This is a genomic window from Algorimicrobium algoritergicola (assembly GCF_008086165.1).
GTDB classification, from domain to species: domain Bacteria; phylum Bacteroidota; class Bacteroidia; order Flavobacteriales; family Flavobacteriaceae; genus Algorimicrobium; species Algorimicrobium algoritergicola.
Map to the genome: position 1 here is coordinate 45,893 of NZ_VSKL01000004.1, position 15,224 is coordinate 61,116.

Sequence of the window (15,224 nt, forward strand, 5' to 3'; positions counted from 1 at the left end):
ACAAAATTACGAGAAATAAAATTATTTGTTCCCGATGACGTTGTATATTTACCAATTCTTTTAATTTTGTATAAAATATACTCGTCATGCGAAAATTACTTCTAATACTTCTAACATTTTCAATCGTTTCATCTTGTGATGATGGTGATATTATTAACGTTGATTTTGAATTTGGCGATACGTTTGTTGCCTGTGGCGAATTGGTTTTCTATCAAGTTAAAGAAAATCCATTTGAATCGTTATCACTTCAAATAGTTCAACCTGATTGGACTTTAGAAAAATTAATAGAAGTAGATACCATTACAGGACTGCTTGTAAATGACGAACCGATAGAAATTGCGATTGAAGGAACGGCTAATCAATTTAATTACCGTTCATACAATAGCAATCCAGCACCTTTATTTTGTAATGATGTGCCACCTTCTGACATTCAAATTAATGAAGATTTATCAAGTTTCTCTGGAATTGGAATTATTAATGTGTTTTTACTTGAAGATGATAATGATGGTATTCCAGCCGAAATGGAAGATGCTAACCTAGATGATGATATGAATCCTGCAACAGACCCAACAGATACAGATGGTGATGGTATTCCAGATTATTTAGATGTGGATGATGATGGTGATAATGTTTTAACATCCGTGGAGATTGAAGATGATAATTTGGATAACGACAATAATCCGTTAACCAACCCAAGAGATACAGATGAAGATGGTATTCCAAACTATTTAGATACTGATGATGATAATGATGGCACACTAACGATTGATGAAGAAAATGCACCAGCCGATCAAAACCCTGCCAATGATTACACAGATCCTAATATAGCGGATTATTTAAATCCTAATGAAAGTGCTACACTTCCAGCAACAGCCTATCGTGCGCACCCAATCAATCAAGTGTTTACTATAACCTTGCGGGTTGAAGGCATTCAATTTCCTACTATAACACAAGATGTATTTGATATGGGCTCATTAACCGATTCCAGATTAACTAATACACGTTTGGTAACACCAGAATTTTAAGGAATTAAGAATTATTGGCATTTTGATAAATATAGACTTCTGTAGCGCCAACACCATATTTCTGGAAGTCAGCATCATAGAACTTAACAGCATCGTACCTACTAAACAGATATTCTAATTCTGTTTTTAAAACGCCTTCGCCAACACCATGGATAAACACCATTTTTTGAATGCGTTTTCGGATGGCGAATTCCAATTGTCCTCTTGCGGTATCCAGTTGTAAGGTTAACATATCATGATTACTCATCCTATTGGAATTTTCAGTCAGGTGATGAATATGCAAATCCACTTCCATAGTTGGTTGATACCGTTCTTTAGCCTTTTTGGTAGTTGCTTGCTTTCTTTTAGGTTGTTCTTTCTCTCTTATAATAGCTTCTGCAGCTCTTAAATCTATTTTCATAGGTTTAGTAACCACCAATTCTTTTGGTTCAAAATCAAGTTCAAAACCATCAGGTGTTTCAATGGTTACTACGCTATTTTTAACTTTGGTAACTATTCCAGATAAATCATCATCCAAAACAGCTACTGTATCTCCTATTTTAAATGTCTTCATGTTCATTTTCTATATCATTGGGTTCTTTATCAAACTTACTCGGAATCTTACTAGAGATTCTATATATACCATACATTAAAATAACGATACCTATAATTAAAAGCGTGACGTTTTTTTCAGCGCCGGATTGACCGTAAATTGCTGTAATACTGCCAATTAATATTAAAAAATACGAAATATATTGTTGCTTTTTCATGATATGGTCGGTAAAAATTTACTGTTTGTCGAAATTAATATTAAATGTTGAAACCACATATAATTTGCATTCTTTTTTTTCGTAGATTCAGTTAAGATAACCCATTAAATGATAGCGTATTATGAAAAACAATACTTCAGTAACCCGAATTCTCCATATCTTTATTTTAATATTTTTCTTTCATTTTGGCTTGTTTGCACAGGTTGGGATTGGGACTACTGCTCCTTCAAACACTTTGGACGTAGAAACTAATGCAGCGGTAGGCGGTATTGAAATAAACAACACTGCTGCCAATGGAGATCCAATTTTACAATATCGACTTAACGGAACTTCATTAATAACAATGGGAGTGGATGATAGCGATGCCGATAAATTTAAAATTGGGACAACAGCCTTAACAACAAACACAAGATTAACTATAGCTACTAATGGATATATAGGCATTGGAGTTACAAATCCAGTATATCATTTAGAAATGCAAAATAATCGAGCAAATGATTATTTAGCATTTTTCGAAAACACAAATGCCACTGGAGCAAGTTTAGCAGGCTATGTTACAGGAACATTTAATGCTTTAGGTGGTGTCACTAACAATACAGTTGGATTAGCATCTTATGGGGTTCATCTTCCGACTACTGGTGATGGTTTAGGTGTTTGGGGCACTTCTAATAGTTCGGACGCCATAGGAGTTCAAGGTTCCATACCAACAACTGGATCATGGTTGGGCTTCGGTGGATTATTTGGAGGAGGTTTAGGTTATATAAATGGCCTTTATAATTTATCCGACGAAAGAGTAAAATCCAATATTCAGCCAATTACCAATGCCATTGAAAAATTAAAGCAGATAAATGGTGTTTCATATAACTATAATCTGAATGAATATAATTACTTAACTAAAGGCGATTCTAAAACTTATTTAGGTTTTTTAGCACAGAATGTAAAAGAAATATTTCCAGAAGCTGTGGCTGAAAAACAACTTACAGTTGCAGGCCCAAGTAAAATGACTAATTCTATAAATACAACTGATTTCAAAAAAGAAATTTTCAATGTTGTCGACTATACGTCCTTAATTCCTGTAACGGTTCAAGCTATAAAAGAACAACAAGAATTAATTGAGAGTCAAAACAATAGAATTTTATCGTTAGAAGCTAAAATTGCATTGCTGGAGAACAGATTAAATACTTTAATTGAGAATCAAGATTAGTATAAAACTATAATTATGAAATATTTATATACATTAATTCTATTTGCGGTTAGTGGTTTATCATTTTCACAATCTGACTTATATGTTAGCAATGGTAGCTATGTATATGTTGATGGTACTGCCTTTACAAGTGGAACAAATGCACCATTATATGTAACCAATGCTATTAACTTAAACACCAACAGCCATATATACTTACGTAATGAAGCCCAATTATTACAAGGCAACAATGTGGGTAATTCTGGAGCTGGTAGATTGAGTGCTTTTCAAACAGGAACTGTAAACACGTATGCTTACAATTATTGGAGTTCTCCTGTAGGTGTAAATGCTGGCGCAGCTGGAAATACAGCTTTCAGACCAAACAATAATATGCACCGTGAAACGGCGGCGCCAATTACCAGCACACCTTTTGGTTATGTAGCGGGCTATAATGGTACAACCACACAAATTGCCAGTTATTGGTTATATACGTTTATTGGATTATCGTCAACAATCAACGCCTATGAAGATTGGATTGGTTTAGGTGGCGGTTCATTACCTATTGGAGGAGATCCTAATGGTACATTAGCATCAGGCTACGGCTTTACCATGAAAGGAAATCCAAGTGGAGGACAACAATATGATTTTAGAGGTCGTGCAAACAATGGAAATATAACAGTCGCCTTAAATGCCAACAGAGAAACATTAGTCGGTAACCCATACTCTTCCGCGTTAGATGCACGGGATTTTATTCACAACGCTACAAATGCTACACGCATGACCGGAACACTAAAATATTGGGAGCAAGCACCTGGCGCTAGCTCACATAATTTATCGGATTATGTTGGTGGTTATGGTGTTTATACCATTTCGGCAGGAGGTGTTGACTCATTTACCAATGCACCATTTACTACTTATTTACTAGATGGCACACCAACAAACGCGCCGTTTGGAACGGGCTCTAAAGTAGCGCGTCGTTATATTCCAATTAGTCAAGGTTTTATGATTGAAGGTAACGGAACAGGAGGCACTATTGTTTTCAATAATGCACAACGTGAGTTTTATAAGCAATCTGGTATTGATAGCTATTTTTATCGAAATCAGCATGATGATAACGACGATACAATAGCGGAAACTACTTATAATGAAGACGGTTTCAATATCGTACCAGCAGATTTTAAGCGCTTCCGAATTAATATCGATTTTACAGAAAACGAATTATACACACGACAGCTGCTTATGAATTTTCACAATTCGGCAACACCTGGTTTCGATTATGGTTTAGAAGGAAAAGGTGATACACCTTTGGCATCTGATGCGTATTGGACATTAAACAATGAACCGTATGTTATTCAGGCTTTCAGCTATGACCAAGGTCTAAGAATTCCTTTGGTTGTTAAAGCACGAGCTAATCAGCCTGTACGTTTTAGAATTTATGATGTTCAAAATTTTGATGCTAGTCAGCCTATTTATATTCATGATATAGAAAATGATATCTATGTGAATTTAAGAGAGTCTAATTATGACATCAATTTACCACTTGGAACTTATACCGATCGTTTTGAAATAACTTTTACGACTCAAACGCTTGGAGTTCCTGATATTGCTTTAACGGATTTTACCATCTTTCAAAATAATGATACTTCCGAAATAAATTTAATAAACCCGAATCTTCGTGATATTAAACATGTTTTGGTTTACGATGTTTCTGGAAAGCAGGTTTTAGACATTAAAAATATACCACTTTCCGAAAAGCAAACCATTTCTACTAAACAATTTAGTGATGGTATGTATGTTGTTTCCGTAGCTTTTAAATCCGGCATTAATTTGAATAAAAAAGTAATCATTGCAAATAAAAAGTAAAATATTCACTGCTTTTTATAACTTTGGCTAAATTCAATTAGAACTATTTATGTCTTCACCAGAAGATTTTATGTTACCCTGTTTAAACAAGCAAATTTTTGGGTTTGACTGCATGGGCTGTGGTTTACAGCGTTCCATATCGCTTATTTATCATGGTGAATTAGTAGCCGCATTTAAAATGTATCCAGCAGTTTTTCCATTAATTGCACTATTTATCTTTATTGGTCTCAATATTTTTTTTAAATTTCAACATTCAAACAAAATTATTAATATACTCGCAATTGCAACTGTTATTGTTATTATTGGGAGTTTTACTTTAAAACTAATCACTTAAATTTTACAAATGGAAAAACAAAGACTCAATCCAACACTGGTTTATGTGTTGGCTATTATTGGATTATTATGCTGTTGCGTAGCTGGTTTCGGCTTTATTTTGGCAGGAATTGCCTTCTTTATAGCGCATAGTCAAATTCAAAAAGCACAATTAAATCCGGATGATTACGATTTAAAAAGTGTTAATGCTATGAATACCGCAAAAACGGTTGCACTAGTGATATTAGTAATCAATATTCTATATTTACTTTGGTCTATTTACCAAATCTATTCAATGGGTGGATGGAATGCTTATATGGAACAATTTGATGACGTAATGAAACAGTTTCAACAAGCTCAAGTTGAATAATAATTGACTTATAGACATAAAAAAAGCGACTCACGTCGCTTTTTTTGTTTTTATAAGAATATGTTTTCTTAATATTTTTACTTTTCGAATTGTTTCAGTGTTTTAGTAATAATAGAGACGCAATCTAATAATTGTTCTTCAGTCATTACTAAAGGTGGCGCAAAACGAATAATATTTCCATGTGTTGGCTTCGCTAACAACCCGTTGTCACGCAAAGCTAAACAAATGTTCCAAGCTGTATCACTATCCTCATCATCATTGATAACAATAGCATTTAATAAGCCTTTACCACGAACTAAGTTTATAATGGAGCTGGTTTCAATAAATTTATTTAATTCACTGCGGAATAATTCACCGAGTTTATAAGCATTTTCTGCTAATTTTTCATCTCTTACCACTTCTAAAGCGGCCATGGCAACAGCTGCCGCAACCGGATTACCTCCAAAAGTACTTCCGTGATTTCCAGGACGAATAACATTCATAATAGCATCATCAGCTAAAACAGCAGATACGGGATACGCACCACCAGACAAGGCTTTTCCTAAAATTAACACATCAGGTTTAACATTCTCATGGTCTACAGCTAATAATTTACCAGTTCTTGCTATTCCTGTTTGAACTTCATCTGCAATAAATAATACATTGTATTTTTCGCAGAGTGCTTTTGCTTTTGATAAATAATCTGCTGCAGGCACGTAAACACCAGCTTCACCTTGAATTGGTTCTACTAAAAATCCAGCAATATTTTTATTGTTTTTTAATTGTGTTTCTAGAGCGTCTAAATCATCATAGGCAATTTTGATAAAACCGTCTGTATATGGTCCGAAATTTTTACGAGCAACTGGGTCGTTTGAAAACGAAATAATGGTGGTTGTTCTACCATGGAAATTATTTTCACAAACAATAATCTCTGCTTTATTTTCATCAATTCCTTTCACTTCATAAGCCCATTTTCTACAGATTTTTAAAGCTGTTTCTACCGCTTCTGCTCCGGTGTTCATGGGTAATAATTTATCGAATCCGAAAAATTCGCAAGCAAATTTCTCATATTTCCCTAACATGTCATTATGAAATGCTCTGGACGTTAATGCCAACGTAGATGCTTGCTTATACATTGCATCTACAATTTTAGGGTGACAATGCCCTTGGTTTACTGCGGAATAAGCAGATAGGAAGTCATAATACTTCTTCCCTTCTACGTCCCAAACATACACGCCTTCACCTTTAGCCAAAACCACAGGAAGTGGATGGTAATTGTGTGCGCCATACTTGTTTTCTAAATCGATCGCTTGTTGCGATGTTACTTGGTCTAAAATAGCCATTTTAATAAATTTAAGTTGTTGAATAAAATAACCATTCCTACTGTACCTTTATCCTTCCGAAATCCCAATTATCGGGACGAAAATTCAGCGTGGGAGAGAAATCATCCCTAGGACTCGCAAATTACTAAATATCTACTGTTTCTTAAAATATTTACCACATGTTTTTTGCTACGAAAAAAGAAAGTACTTTTGCAGCATGGCAAGAAAAAATAATAGAAAGCAAATATTCACCAATGTCGAAGTTGTTGATGCTGGTGCAAAAGGAAAAGTAATTGGGAAAGCAGCTGATGGTAAAGTGATTTTTATGCCAAATGCGGTTCCTGGCGATATAGTTGATGTTCAAACCTTTAAAAAGCGTAAAGCATATTACGAAGGAAAAGCAACTGTTTTCCATAAACTATCTGATAAACGTACCGAACCTGAATGCCAACATTTTGGCGTTTGTGGTGGTTGTAAGTGGCAAAATATGGGCTATGAACACCAATTATTTTATAAGCAAAAAGAAGTTACCAATAACTTAACACGTATTGGACATATAGAATTACCTGAAGTTACGCCTATTTTAGGCTGTAAAGAACCTTACTTTTATCGTAATAAAATGGAATTTTCGTTTAGCGATAGCCGTTGGTTAACCTTGGAAGAAATTCAATCAGATAGAGATCTAGGTGATAGAAATGCGTTAGGTTTTCATATTCCTGGTATGTGGGATAAAATTTTAGATATAAAAAAATGCCACCTACAAGCAGATCCTTCAAACGCCATCAGAAATGCGGTTAGGGAATTTGCAATTGCGAATGAGTTGGAATTCTTCAACACCAGAAATCAACATGGTTTATTACGGACCATGATGATTAGAACATCGTCTACTGGAGATATTATGGTGATGATTCAGTTTTTTAAAGAAGATAAAGCCAAGCGTGAATTATTATTGGATTATTTAGCTGAAACGTTTCCGGAAATCACCTCACTTCAATATGTCGTGAATGAAAAAGCCAATGATACCATTTACGATCAAGACGTTATTTGCTATAAAGGGAACGACCATATTTTTGAAGAAATGGAAGGCTTACGATTTAAAATCAATGCCAAATCATTTTATCAAACCAATTCGGAACAAGCTTACGAATTATATAAAATCACTAGAGATTTCGCTGGATTGTCAGGTAACGAATTAGTTTATGATTTATATACAGGGACCGGAACCATTGCGCAGTTTGTTGCTAAAGAAGCGAATAAGGTCGTTGGCGTAGAAGCCGTTCCAGATGCTATTTTAGCCGCTAAAGCCAATGCACAATTAAATGGCATTGATAACGTTGACTTTTATGTGGGTGATATGAAAAACGTATTTAATCAGGATTTTATTAATACACATGGACATCCAGACGTTATTATTACCGATCCACCACGTGATGGCATGCATAAAGATGTCGTTAATCAAATATTAAATATTGCGCCAGAAAAAATAGTTTATGTAAGTTGCAACAGCGCAACACAAGCGCGCGATTTACAACTTATGGATGCACAATATAAAGTAACACGTACACAAGCTGTGGATATGTTCCCGCAAACGCATCACGTTGAAAATGTTGTACTTTTGGAAAGAAGATAATACCTATGAAAAAATTACATGGATTAATAATTCTGATTTGTTGCATCACTTTTAGTTGCGAGCGTGATGATATCTGTACTTTAGATACTGTTACCACACCACGTTTAACTATATCCTTTTTGAGTATTGAAAATCCCGAACAGCAAAACCCGAGAAATGTAGGTAAATGTCGCGTTCAAGGAATTGGTGTTGCTGATGATGAAACGCTTCCAGATTTAGATGGAACCAGAGATAAACAAGTAATTTTACTTCCATTAAAAACAACAGAGAATAGTACTCAATATAGTATCTATAAAAATTACAAATTAAATAATAATAATACGCCTGAAAATCCAGATGATGATTTCGTAACTGGTAACGAGGATATTATAACTATTTCTTACGTAACTGAAGAAGTTTACGTTTCAAGAGCATGTGGTTTTAAAACCGTATTTAAGAATATCTCCGTGACGGTTGAAGATGATGGAAACAAATGGATAAAAATTATTCAGTCTGTAAATGATAATCAAATAATAGAAAATGAATACACAACAAACTATAACATCTATCATTAAAACATGTTTTATTGGTTTGCTGTTTTGTTCAGTTTCATTTGCACAAAACGATAGCATTCCTACAAACAAAAAATTAAAAGACAGCAGCAAGCAACTAGAAAAATACGGACTGCGTGTTGGTGGTGATGCTAGTAAATTACTACGTTCATTTTTAGACGATGACTATAAGGGTTTTGAAGTAAATGGTGATTTCCGGTTTACAAAAAAATGGTATTTAGCTGGTGAATTTGGTGTTGAAGAAAAAACAACGACCACAGATTATATTGATGTCACAGCCACCGGAACCTACATAAAACTTGGAGCCGATTATAACGCTTACGAAAACTGGTATGGCATGAATAATTTACTGTATGGTGGTTTTCGTGTAGCATTCAGTAATTTTAGTCAAGACTTAAATAGTTTTGGTGTGTACTCTCAAAATCAATATTGGGCACCACAATTTTCAACGTCGGAATCTAAAAAATTTAGTGGTTTAAATGCGGTTTGGGCTGAATTTATTGTAGGCTTAAAAGTAGAAGTTCTAACCAACTTGTTTTTAGGAGTTAATGCTCAATTTAAATATATAATTACGCAAAGCGAACCCGATAATTTTGAAAACATCTATATTCCAGGATACAATAAAACCTATGATAGTGGGAGTTTTGGCTTTGGTTATGGCTATAATATTTCGTATTTGATTCCGATTTTCAAGAAGGCTAAATAGTGTTCAGTGTTCAGAAGATTAAAAATTTCTGAAATTAAATACTAAATTCCAAAACGTAATAACAGAGTTTCTACGATAAATTTCCAATAATTAACCCTGTAACTTTACCTCTCTCTGACTTTGCCAGAAATATAAGTTCAAAGTTTATGATTCAAAATTTAAAGTTAGACAAACGAGCGTTTATTCAACTTAAGTTAAAAGTCATACTTCCTAACAACAGGATGTTAACCTAATCCCTATCTTGAAACTTCGCTTTTTTACTACCTTCATACATGACATATTTAACTAAACGCGATTCTAATTTCGCATTCATTAAATGTATTTTCCGAGAAGGACGTAATCCAACATGTTTTAAAGCATCTAAATTAGATGTAATAAACCACGCATCAGTTCCTGGATAGTTTTGTTTTAAGGTATCACCAATTGCGGCATAAAACTTTTCCATATCTATATCCAATCGTTCCCCATAAGGTGGATTGAAAACCATATGAAGCTTGGCATCACCAGCCTTTTGAGTTTTAAAGAAATCCTCATGTTTGATGCTGACAAACTCATCCAAATGCGCATTCTTCAAGTTGTCCTTCGCCTTTGTTACAGCACTAGGCGATTTGTCATAACCCATTATTTTATGATGAAAGTCTCGTGTTTTTTTCAAGAGTGATCCTTCAATAGTTTCAAATAAAGCAACATCCCAATCATTCCAGCGTTCAAAGGCAAATTCTTTTCGCATTAAGTTTGGTGGAATGTTACAGGCAATCATAGCCGCTTCAGCCAAAATAGTACCACTACCACACATAGGGTCCATAAAATCCGATTGACCATCCCAACCTGATAACATAACCAATCCTGCTGCCAAAACTTCATTTATTGGTGCAATATTGGTAGCCGTTTTATAACCACGTTTATGTAAGGATTCTCCGGAGGAATCTAAAGAGATCGTACATTGATTTCTATCAATGTGAACATTCACCTTTAAATCAGGGAACCGTAAATCAATATTTGGTCGCTCATTAGTTGTATCTCTAAATTTGTCAACAATGGCATCTTTTGTTTTTAGAGAAATATATTGGGAATGTGTAAATTGTTCCGAATGAACCGTAGAACTAATAGCTAAAGTGCCACTAGATTTCATAAACTGACTCCAATCCATTTTATAGACTTGGTCATACAGATCTTGTTCATCTTTAATACGAAAACTATTAATTGGTTTTAATATTTTTATAGCCGTACGCAAACCTAAATTAGCTTTGTACATAAAACCTTTATCACCAGTAAAACCAACCATTCTAGTTCCTTTCTGGATATCAGATGCACCTAGTTGAAGTAGCTCTTTTTCTAGTAATTCTTCAAAGCCAAATAAGGTTTTGGCAACCATTTTATAATTATTCTCCATTGCAGATATTAAATAGATTGCAAAAATACAGTATTTTTGTGGCAAGACAACAGACTTTACTCAACAAAGACATTTTTTTGGGTGACTAAATAATTATTAAAAGATCAAATCCCAGCATTGGGAAAACTTCTATGGAAAACACAGCACAATGGTTTGCTTCTTGGTTTGACACACCATATTATCACATACTTTATAAAGATAGAGATAATAGCGAGGCACAGCTATTTATGGATACTTTAACCAATTATTTGAATCTACCAGAAGATGGTGAAATTCTAGATTTAGCATGCGGAAAAGGCCGTCATGCTATATATTTAAATTCTTTAGGTTATCATGTTACAGGTGCAGATTTATCTGAAAACAGCATAGATCACGCTAAACAATTTGAAAACGAAACCTTAAATTTTCAAGTTCATGATATGTGTAAACCTTTTAATAAGCAGTTTGATGCTGTTTTTAATTTGTTTACTAGTTTTGGATATTTTGAAAATGAAGCGGATAACTTAAGAACCATTCAAGCCATTCAAGCTGATTTAAATGAAACAGGGTTTGGGGTTATAGATTTTATGAATAGCGACTTTGTCATTGATAATTTAGTTCCTGAAGAAACTAAAACGATTGAAGGAATTGAGTTTCATTTGAAACGTTCTGTTCAAAATGGCTATATTATAAAAGATATTCAGTTTAAAGATGCTGGGGAAAACTATCAATTTCAAGAACGTGTGCGCGCGTTTACTTTAGATGATTTTCAAGAGCTGTTTGATCAAGCAGGCGTCTATTTATTAGATATTTTTGGAGATTATAAATTAAATAAATTCAATAAAAATACCTCTGAACGTTTAATTATGATTTTTAAATAATGTTACACTATATATTACCCATATTAGCGGTTATTATTGGTGCTGCCTTGGTTATTTTAACACGCAAAAAAGCCTATTTTAACTTCAAATTGCTACTTGCTTTTAGTGGAGCCTTTCTATTAGCCTTAACCCTTTTTGAATTATTACCGGAAGTATATCATCATTTAGATGCCAAAGAGACTGGACTCTATATTATGTTTGGAATTCTAATTCAAATAATTTTAGAATTCTTTTCCAAAGGCGCAGAACATGGTCATGTTCACGTTCATAATCATGATGACAAATTTCCTTGGGCATTATTTATAAGTTTATGTATTCATAGCTTTTTAGAAGGTTTTCCAATTCATGAACACAATGATATGGTGTATGGTGTTCTTGTTCATAAAATTCCCATTGCTACAGTTATTACGGGTTTTTTAATCCATTCAAAAGCTACTAAATTTCAAGTCATTTCCTTTCTAATAATTTTTGCGGCTATGACACCTTTAGGAACTTACATTTCTAATCACGCAAATATTGCTACGCACTATATTAGTGCTATAAATGCCATTGTAATTGGTATCTTTTTACACATTTCAACCACTATTTTATTTGAAAGTGGTGAAGGTCATAAATTTAATCTCACCAAGTTAATAGCAATCGTTTTAGGCATTGCAGCAGCTTATATGATTTAATATTGCTTTATGTTTTCAAAAGAAGAATCTAGACAACTCCGACAATTATTCTGGACCAGTTTTGGGAAATCCTTTCCTAGAAAATGGATTTTATACGACACGAAAATAAAAGGGATGAGTTTTAAATTCCATTTTGATACGAAACACGCTATGGTTTCAATCGATTTAGAGGATGATTTGGAGAACCGCATCAATATTTGGGAAAAATTAGAGACTTTAAAAACCATACTAATTGATGATTATTTACCGCTTGCTATTTTTGAAGAAGAATACTATTTAGAAAATGGTAAAGAAATCTCCCGAATTTACGTTCCTTTAGAACAAAAAGTATCCATTCATAACAAAAATACCTGGCAAGACGTTATGGTATTTCTGAACGATACCATGAGTCGTTTTGAATCCTTTTTTGAAGATTATAGAGAGGTTATAACGCCCTAATTATATTCTCAACTGACTTCTTCTACAAAGCCTATATAACATCGTGTTTTCGTAACTTTTATGGATTCAAGGAAATTATAATTTAAAACGTGATTTTCAGCTGATTATATCACGTTGATTTCCTACCTTTGCAGCCTTAAAAAATCATGTTTCAAAACAGTGTTTATTGAGACTAAAAAAATATTAATTATTATTAGATAATGGATCATCTTGTTACTTTTTCAATAACGGTATTTACTGGATTCTTTGCTATTATGAATCCGATTTCTAATTTGCCTATTTTCCTATCACTCGTTGGAAATGCAGATAAGGAAACCAAGTTGCGTATCAGTAAACGTGCGGTTTTAATTGCATTTATTATTGTGGCAATTTTTGTGATTCTTGGTAAAACCATTTTTGAATTATTTGGACTTACTATTCCTGCTTTTAAAATTACAGGTGGTATTTTAATTTTCTATGTCGGTTTTGATATGCTTCAATCGAAAAAATCAAGCATTAAAAATTTAAAAAACACGCATATTGACGAAAATATTGCTGTTTCACCATTAGCTATTCCTATTCTAGCTGGGCCTGGAACTATTGTTACGGCTATGAACTTTGTATCGGATGCCAATGCTTTAAAAATAGGATTGGTACTATTAATTTTTGCTGTTATGTGTTTGCTAACGTATATCACGTTCAGTTTAAGCGATTTTATAGTGCGCAAAATTGGCAATAACGTGATTTCTGTAGTTGGAAAGATTATGGGTTTAATTATTGCTATTATTGGAACCAACATGATTATTGAAGGGATTAAAATCACATTCCACCTACCTTAATTTTAGGTTTAAATCACGTAAAAGAAAACCATAATAAAATGGCAAATAGCACCAGCTAAAACGAAAAGATGCCAGATTACATGGTTGAATTTTATTTTATCAATTGCATAAAATAAAATACCAGCTGTATAGGCAAAGCCACCTGCAAACAACCAGTAAAGTCCTGTAGCTCCTAAATTCTCTGATAAATAACTGAAATCAAATATAACGAGCCATCCCATTATTAGGTAAAGCAAAACGGAAAAGAATTCGAATTTTCCCGTGAAAAAAACTTTTAAAACAAGTCCGAGTGCTGTAATTGCCCAAACCGTCCAAAATAAATACCACCCTTTACTGGCTTCAAGTGTAATTAAAGCAACTGGCGTATAGGTTCCGGCTATTAAAAAGTAAATACTAATATGATCCAGAATACGCAAATAATGTTTGGGCTTATCAGATTCTACAAAATGATATAAAGTAGAAGAACTAAACAGCAAAATTAAGGTTAGCCCGTAAACTATGACGCTAAATAAACTGTAGTCGGTTTTGTCAGAATTATACAGTATTAACAACACTAATGCGGCAATACCTGTAAGCGCTCCAAGCGCATGAGTTAAACTGTTTAATCGTTCTTCAAAGGGAGTTTGTAAGCGCATTAGGGCATTTCTTTGGCGTTGAGCCATTTGTTGGTTAATTCATAAAAATCGAAATCTAAAGCAGACTCTTGACGTTCCAAACGACCGCTTTGGAAATTACGTTCTAGAACATCTTCAATTAAATAATCTTCTTTAACATTCCAAGGATCAAATTCTTCTTTTAGAGATATATTAAATAGTAATGCCGTATTATTAAACCAAAAGGCGCGCCAACCACTGCGCAAGTCTTTTATTAAATCGAATGTCGTTACGCCTGTTTGTCTGTGAATTAATTTTACAAGAATTTGTCCTTCCGTTTTGGTGAGTTTTTTCAATTCGGCTGAAAATTCATCTTCAATATATTTCTGAATTAATTTAGCATAGCGTCGCTTTTCACTTTCACGTTCTAAACTATTTAAACGTTCACTTAAAGATTCCAAACGTTCAGATGCTAGTTTAGCATACGGATAGACTTTAATAGTTTTTCGCCTAATAACTAAATACCGTTTCCGATCTTCATCACTATTAAATTTTAAGCGATGAAGCAACATCACTTCATTCAGATTAATAGCTGTTTTAGGTATTGAATCGCCTTCAACAAGGATATAAAAAACGTCTGTAGAATCCTGAACCTCCTCCTCTATTTGAGCAAAAAGTATCATGGGAAAAACTAAAAATAAGTAGACAATTACTTTCATAGCTTAAATTGAATCCAAAATCGTTCCAAATTGGAAGTG

General features: G+C 33.7%; 18 protein-coding genes. 12 read left to right on the forward strand and 6 right to left on the reverse strand.

Annotation, left to right across the window (positions count from 1 at the left end):
* Positions 1-86: 86 nt before the first annotated feature.
* The gene (locus tag ES675_RS10860) at positions 87-1,025 is read left to right on the forward strand and encodes a hypothetical protein (RefSeq protein ID WP_066255721.1); all 939 of its coding nucleotides are present in this window, start codon (positions 87-89) and stop codon (positions 1,023-1,025) included.
* Between the two features lie 4 nt (positions 1,026-1,029).
* Here the strand turns inward: ES675_RS10860 and ES675_RS10865 are convergent, their stop codons facing one another.
* Both ES675_RS10865 and ES675_RS10870 read right to left on the reverse strand, forming a co-directional pair.
* A complete protein-coding gene (locus tag ES675_RS10865) occupies positions 1,030-1,578 on the reverse strand; it encodes a Smr/MutS family protein (RefSeq protein ID WP_066255716.1) in 549 nt (182 codons plus the stop codon).
* Positions 1,565-1,774: a hypothetical protein gene (locus tag ES675_RS10870; RefSeq protein WP_066255712.1), complete on the reverse strand. Its 210-nt coding sequence runs from the start codon at positions 1,772-1,774 to the stop codon at positions 1,565-1,567. The genes ES675_RS10865 and ES675_RS10870 overlap by 14 nt, the downstream gene beginning before the upstream one ends.
* A 121-nt stretch (positions 1,775-1,895) precedes the next feature.
* Between ES675_RS10870 and ES675_RS10875 the strand changes: the two genes are divergently transcribed.
* From ES675_RS10875 to ES675_RS10890, 4 genes are read left to right on the forward strand one after another with little or no spacing between them, the layout of a single operon-like run.
* Positions 1,896-2,978, forward strand: a complete 1,083-nt coding sequence (locus ES675_RS10875; RefSeq protein ID WP_082985994.1) for a tail fiber domain-containing protein — start codon at positions 1,896-1,898, stop codon at positions 2,976-2,978.
* Between the two features lie 15 nt (positions 2,979-2,993).
* Entirely contained in the window at positions 2,994-4,820 is a 1,827-nt protein-coding gene (locus tag ES675_RS10880) for a T9SS type A sorting domain-containing protein (RefSeq protein WP_066255703.1), read from the forward strand.
* A 49-nt stretch (positions 4,821-4,869) separates the two neighbouring features.
* Positions 4,870-5,154: a DUF2752 domain-containing protein gene (locus tag ES675_RS10885; protein WP_066255699.1), complete on the forward strand. Its 285-nt coding sequence runs from the start codon at positions 4,870-4,872 to the stop codon at positions 5,152-5,154.
* Positions 5,155-5,163: 9 nt separating this feature from the next.
* Positions 5,164-5,502, forward strand: a complete 339-nt coding sequence (locus tag ES675_RS10890) for a CCC motif membrane protein (RefSeq protein ID WP_066255697.1) — start codon at positions 5,164-5,166, stop codon at positions 5,500-5,502.
* A gap of 77 nt (positions 5,503-5,579) precedes the next feature.
* Here ES675_RS10890 and rocD read toward each other — a convergent pair whose 3' ends face one another.
* Positions 5,580-6,824 carry an ornithine--oxo-acid transaminase gene (gene rocD, locus ES675_RS10895; RefSeq protein WP_148367445.1) on the reverse strand — a complete coding sequence of 415 codons (1,245 nt, stop codon included), beginning with the start codon at positions 6,822-6,824 and terminating at the stop codon, positions 5,580-5,582.
* Positions 6,825-7,020: 196 nt separating this feature from the next.
* Here rocD and rlmD point away from each other — a divergent pair, with 196 nt between their 5' ends.
* From rlmD to ES675_RS10910, 3 genes are read left to right on the forward strand one after another with little or no spacing between them, the layout of a single operon-like run.
* Entirely contained in the window at positions 7,021-8,433 is a 1,413-nt protein-coding gene (rlmD, locus tag ES675_RS10900) for a 23S rRNA (uracil(1939)-C(5))-methyltransferase RlmD (protein WP_066253387.1), read from the forward strand.
* Between the two features lie 5 nt (positions 8,434-8,438).
* Positions 8,439-8,987 (forward strand): DUF6452 family protein, encoded by a 549-nt coding sequence (locus ES675_RS10905; RefSeq protein ID WP_066253384.1) that lies wholly within the window; start codon positions 8,439-8,441, stop codon positions 8,985-8,987.
* Positions 8,953-9,690: a DUF6048 family protein gene (locus tag ES675_RS10910; RefSeq protein ID WP_066253381.1), complete on the forward strand. Its 738-nt coding sequence runs from the start codon at positions 8,953-8,955 to the stop codon at positions 9,688-9,690. The genes ES675_RS10905 and ES675_RS10910 overlap by 35 nt, the downstream gene beginning before the upstream one ends.
* A gap of 229 nt (positions 9,691-9,919) precedes the next feature.
* Here ES675_RS10910 and ES675_RS10915 read toward each other — a convergent pair whose 3' ends face one another.
* Positions 9,920-11,083 (reverse strand): THUMP domain-containing class I SAM-dependent RNA methyltransferase, encoded by a 1,164-nt coding sequence (locus tag ES675_RS10915; RefSeq protein WP_066253378.1) that lies wholly within the window; start codon positions 11,081-11,083, stop codon positions 9,920-9,922.
* Positions 11,084-11,214: 131 nt separating this feature from the next.
* Here ES675_RS10915 and ES675_RS10920 point away from each other — a divergent pair, with 131 nt between their 5' ends.
* The 4 genes from ES675_RS10920 (at position 11,215) to ES675_RS10935 (ending at position 13,873) form a co-directional block, all read left to right on the forward strand.
* Complete coding sequence (locus ES675_RS10920) at positions 11,215-11,943, forward strand: class I SAM-dependent methyltransferase (RefSeq protein WP_066253375.1); 729 nt, start codon at positions 11,215-11,217, stop codon at positions 11,941-11,943.
* Complete coding sequence (locus ES675_RS10925; protein WP_066253372.1) at positions 11,943-12,617, forward strand: ZIP family metal transporter; 675 nt, start codon at positions 11,943-11,945, stop codon at positions 12,615-12,617. The genes ES675_RS10920 and ES675_RS10925 overlap by 1 nt, the downstream gene beginning before the upstream one ends.
* Positions 12,618-12,626: 9 nt before the next feature.
* Positions 12,627-13,055 carry a DUF4268 domain-containing protein gene (locus ES675_RS10930; protein WP_066253370.1) on the forward strand — a complete coding sequence of 143 codons (429 nt, stop codon included), beginning with the start codon at positions 12,627-12,629 and terminating at the stop codon, positions 13,053-13,055.
* Positions 13,056-13,255: 200 nt separating this feature from the next.
* Entirely contained in the window at positions 13,256-13,873 is a 618-nt protein-coding gene (locus tag ES675_RS10935) for a MarC family protein (RefSeq protein WP_066253367.1), read from the forward strand.
* 8 nt (positions 13,874-13,881) lie between these two features.
* Here ES675_RS10935 and trhA read toward each other — a convergent pair whose 3' ends face one another.
* Together trhA and ES675_RS10945 are read right to left on the reverse strand one after the other, a co-directional pair.
* Positions 13,882-14,508: a PAQR family membrane homeostasis protein TrhA gene (gene trhA / locus ES675_RS10940; protein WP_066253399.1), complete on the reverse strand. Its 627-nt coding sequence runs from the start codon at positions 14,506-14,508 to the stop codon at positions 13,882-13,884.
* Positions 14,508-15,185 (reverse strand): DUF4294 domain-containing protein, encoded by a 678-nt coding sequence (locus tag ES675_RS10945; RefSeq protein ID WP_066253364.1) that lies wholly within the window; start codon positions 15,183-15,185, stop codon positions 14,508-14,510. Before ES675_RS10945 ends, trhA begins: the two co-directional genes overlap by 1 nt.
* Between the last annotated feature and the right edge of the window lie 39 nt (positions 15,186-15,224).

What these genes read in the sequence shown, in the direction of transcription:
- ES675_RS10860 (WP_066255721.1), top strand. Translation starts at nt 87, where the DNA reads ATGCGAAAATTACTTCTAATACTTCTAACATTTTCAATCGTTTCATCT.
- ES675_RS10865 (WP_066255716.1), bottom strand. Translation starts at nt 1,578, where the DNA reads ATGAAGACATTTAAAATAGGAGATACAGTAGCTGTTTTGGATGATGAT.
- ES675_RS10870 (WP_066255712.1), bottom strand. Translation starts at nt 1,774, where the DNA reads ATGAAAAAGCAACAATATATTTCGTATTTTTTAATATTAATTGGCAGT.
- ES675_RS10875 (WP_082985994.1), top strand. Translation starts at nt 1,896, where the DNA reads ATGAAAAACAATACTTCAGTAACCCGAATTCTCCATATCTTTATTTTA.
- ES675_RS10880 (WP_066255703.1), top strand. Translation starts at nt 2,994, where the DNA reads ATGAAATATTTATATACATTAATTCTATTTGCGGTTAGTGGTTTATCA.
- ES675_RS10885 (WP_066255699.1), top strand. Translation starts at nt 4,870, where the DNA reads ATGTCTTCACCAGAAGATTTTATGTTACCCTGTTTAAACAAGCAAATT.
- ES675_RS10890 (WP_066255697.1), top strand. Translation starts at nt 5,164, where the DNA reads ATGGAAAAACAAAGACTCAATCCAACACTGGTTTATGTGTTGGCTATT.
- rocD (WP_148367445.1), bottom strand. Translation starts at nt 6,824, where the DNA reads ATGGCTATTTTAGACCAAGTAACATCGCAACAAGCGATCGATTTAGAA.
- rlmD (WP_066253387.1), top strand. Translation starts at nt 7,021, where the DNA reads ATGGCAAGAAAAAATAATAGAAAGCAAATATTCACCAATGTCGAAGTT.
- ES675_RS10905 (WP_066253384.1), top strand. Translation starts at nt 8,439, where the DNA reads ATGAAAAAATTACATGGATTAATAATTCTGATTTGTTGCATCACTTTT.
- ES675_RS10910 (WP_066253381.1), top strand. Translation starts at nt 8,953, where the DNA reads ATGAATACACAACAAACTATAACATCTATCATTAAAACATGTTTTATT.
- ES675_RS10915 (WP_066253378.1), bottom strand. Translation starts at nt 11,083, where the DNA reads ATGGAGAATAATTATAAAATGGTTGCCAAAACCTTATTTGGCTTTGAA.
- ES675_RS10920 (WP_066253375.1), top strand. Translation starts at nt 11,215, where the DNA reads ATGGAAAACACAGCACAATGGTTTGCTTCTTGGTTTGACACACCATAT.
- ES675_RS10925 (WP_066253372.1), top strand. Translation starts at nt 11,943, where the DNA reads ATGTTACACTATATATTACCCATATTAGCGGTTATTATTGGTGCTGCC.
- ES675_RS10930 (WP_066253370.1), top strand. Translation starts at nt 12,627, where the DNA reads ATGTTTTCAAAAGAAGAATCTAGACAACTCCGACAATTATTCTGGACC.
- ES675_RS10935 (WP_066253367.1), top strand. Translation starts at nt 13,256, where the DNA reads ATGGATCATCTTGTTACTTTTTCAATAACGGTATTTACTGGATTCTTT.
- trhA (WP_066253399.1), bottom strand. Translation starts at nt 14,508, where the DNA reads ATGCGCTTACAAACTCCCTTTGAAGAACGATTAAACAGTTTAACTCAT.
- ES675_RS10945 (WP_066253364.1), bottom strand. Translation starts at nt 15,185, where the DNA reads ATGAAAGTAATTGTCTACTTATTTTTAGTTTTTCCCATGATACTTTTT.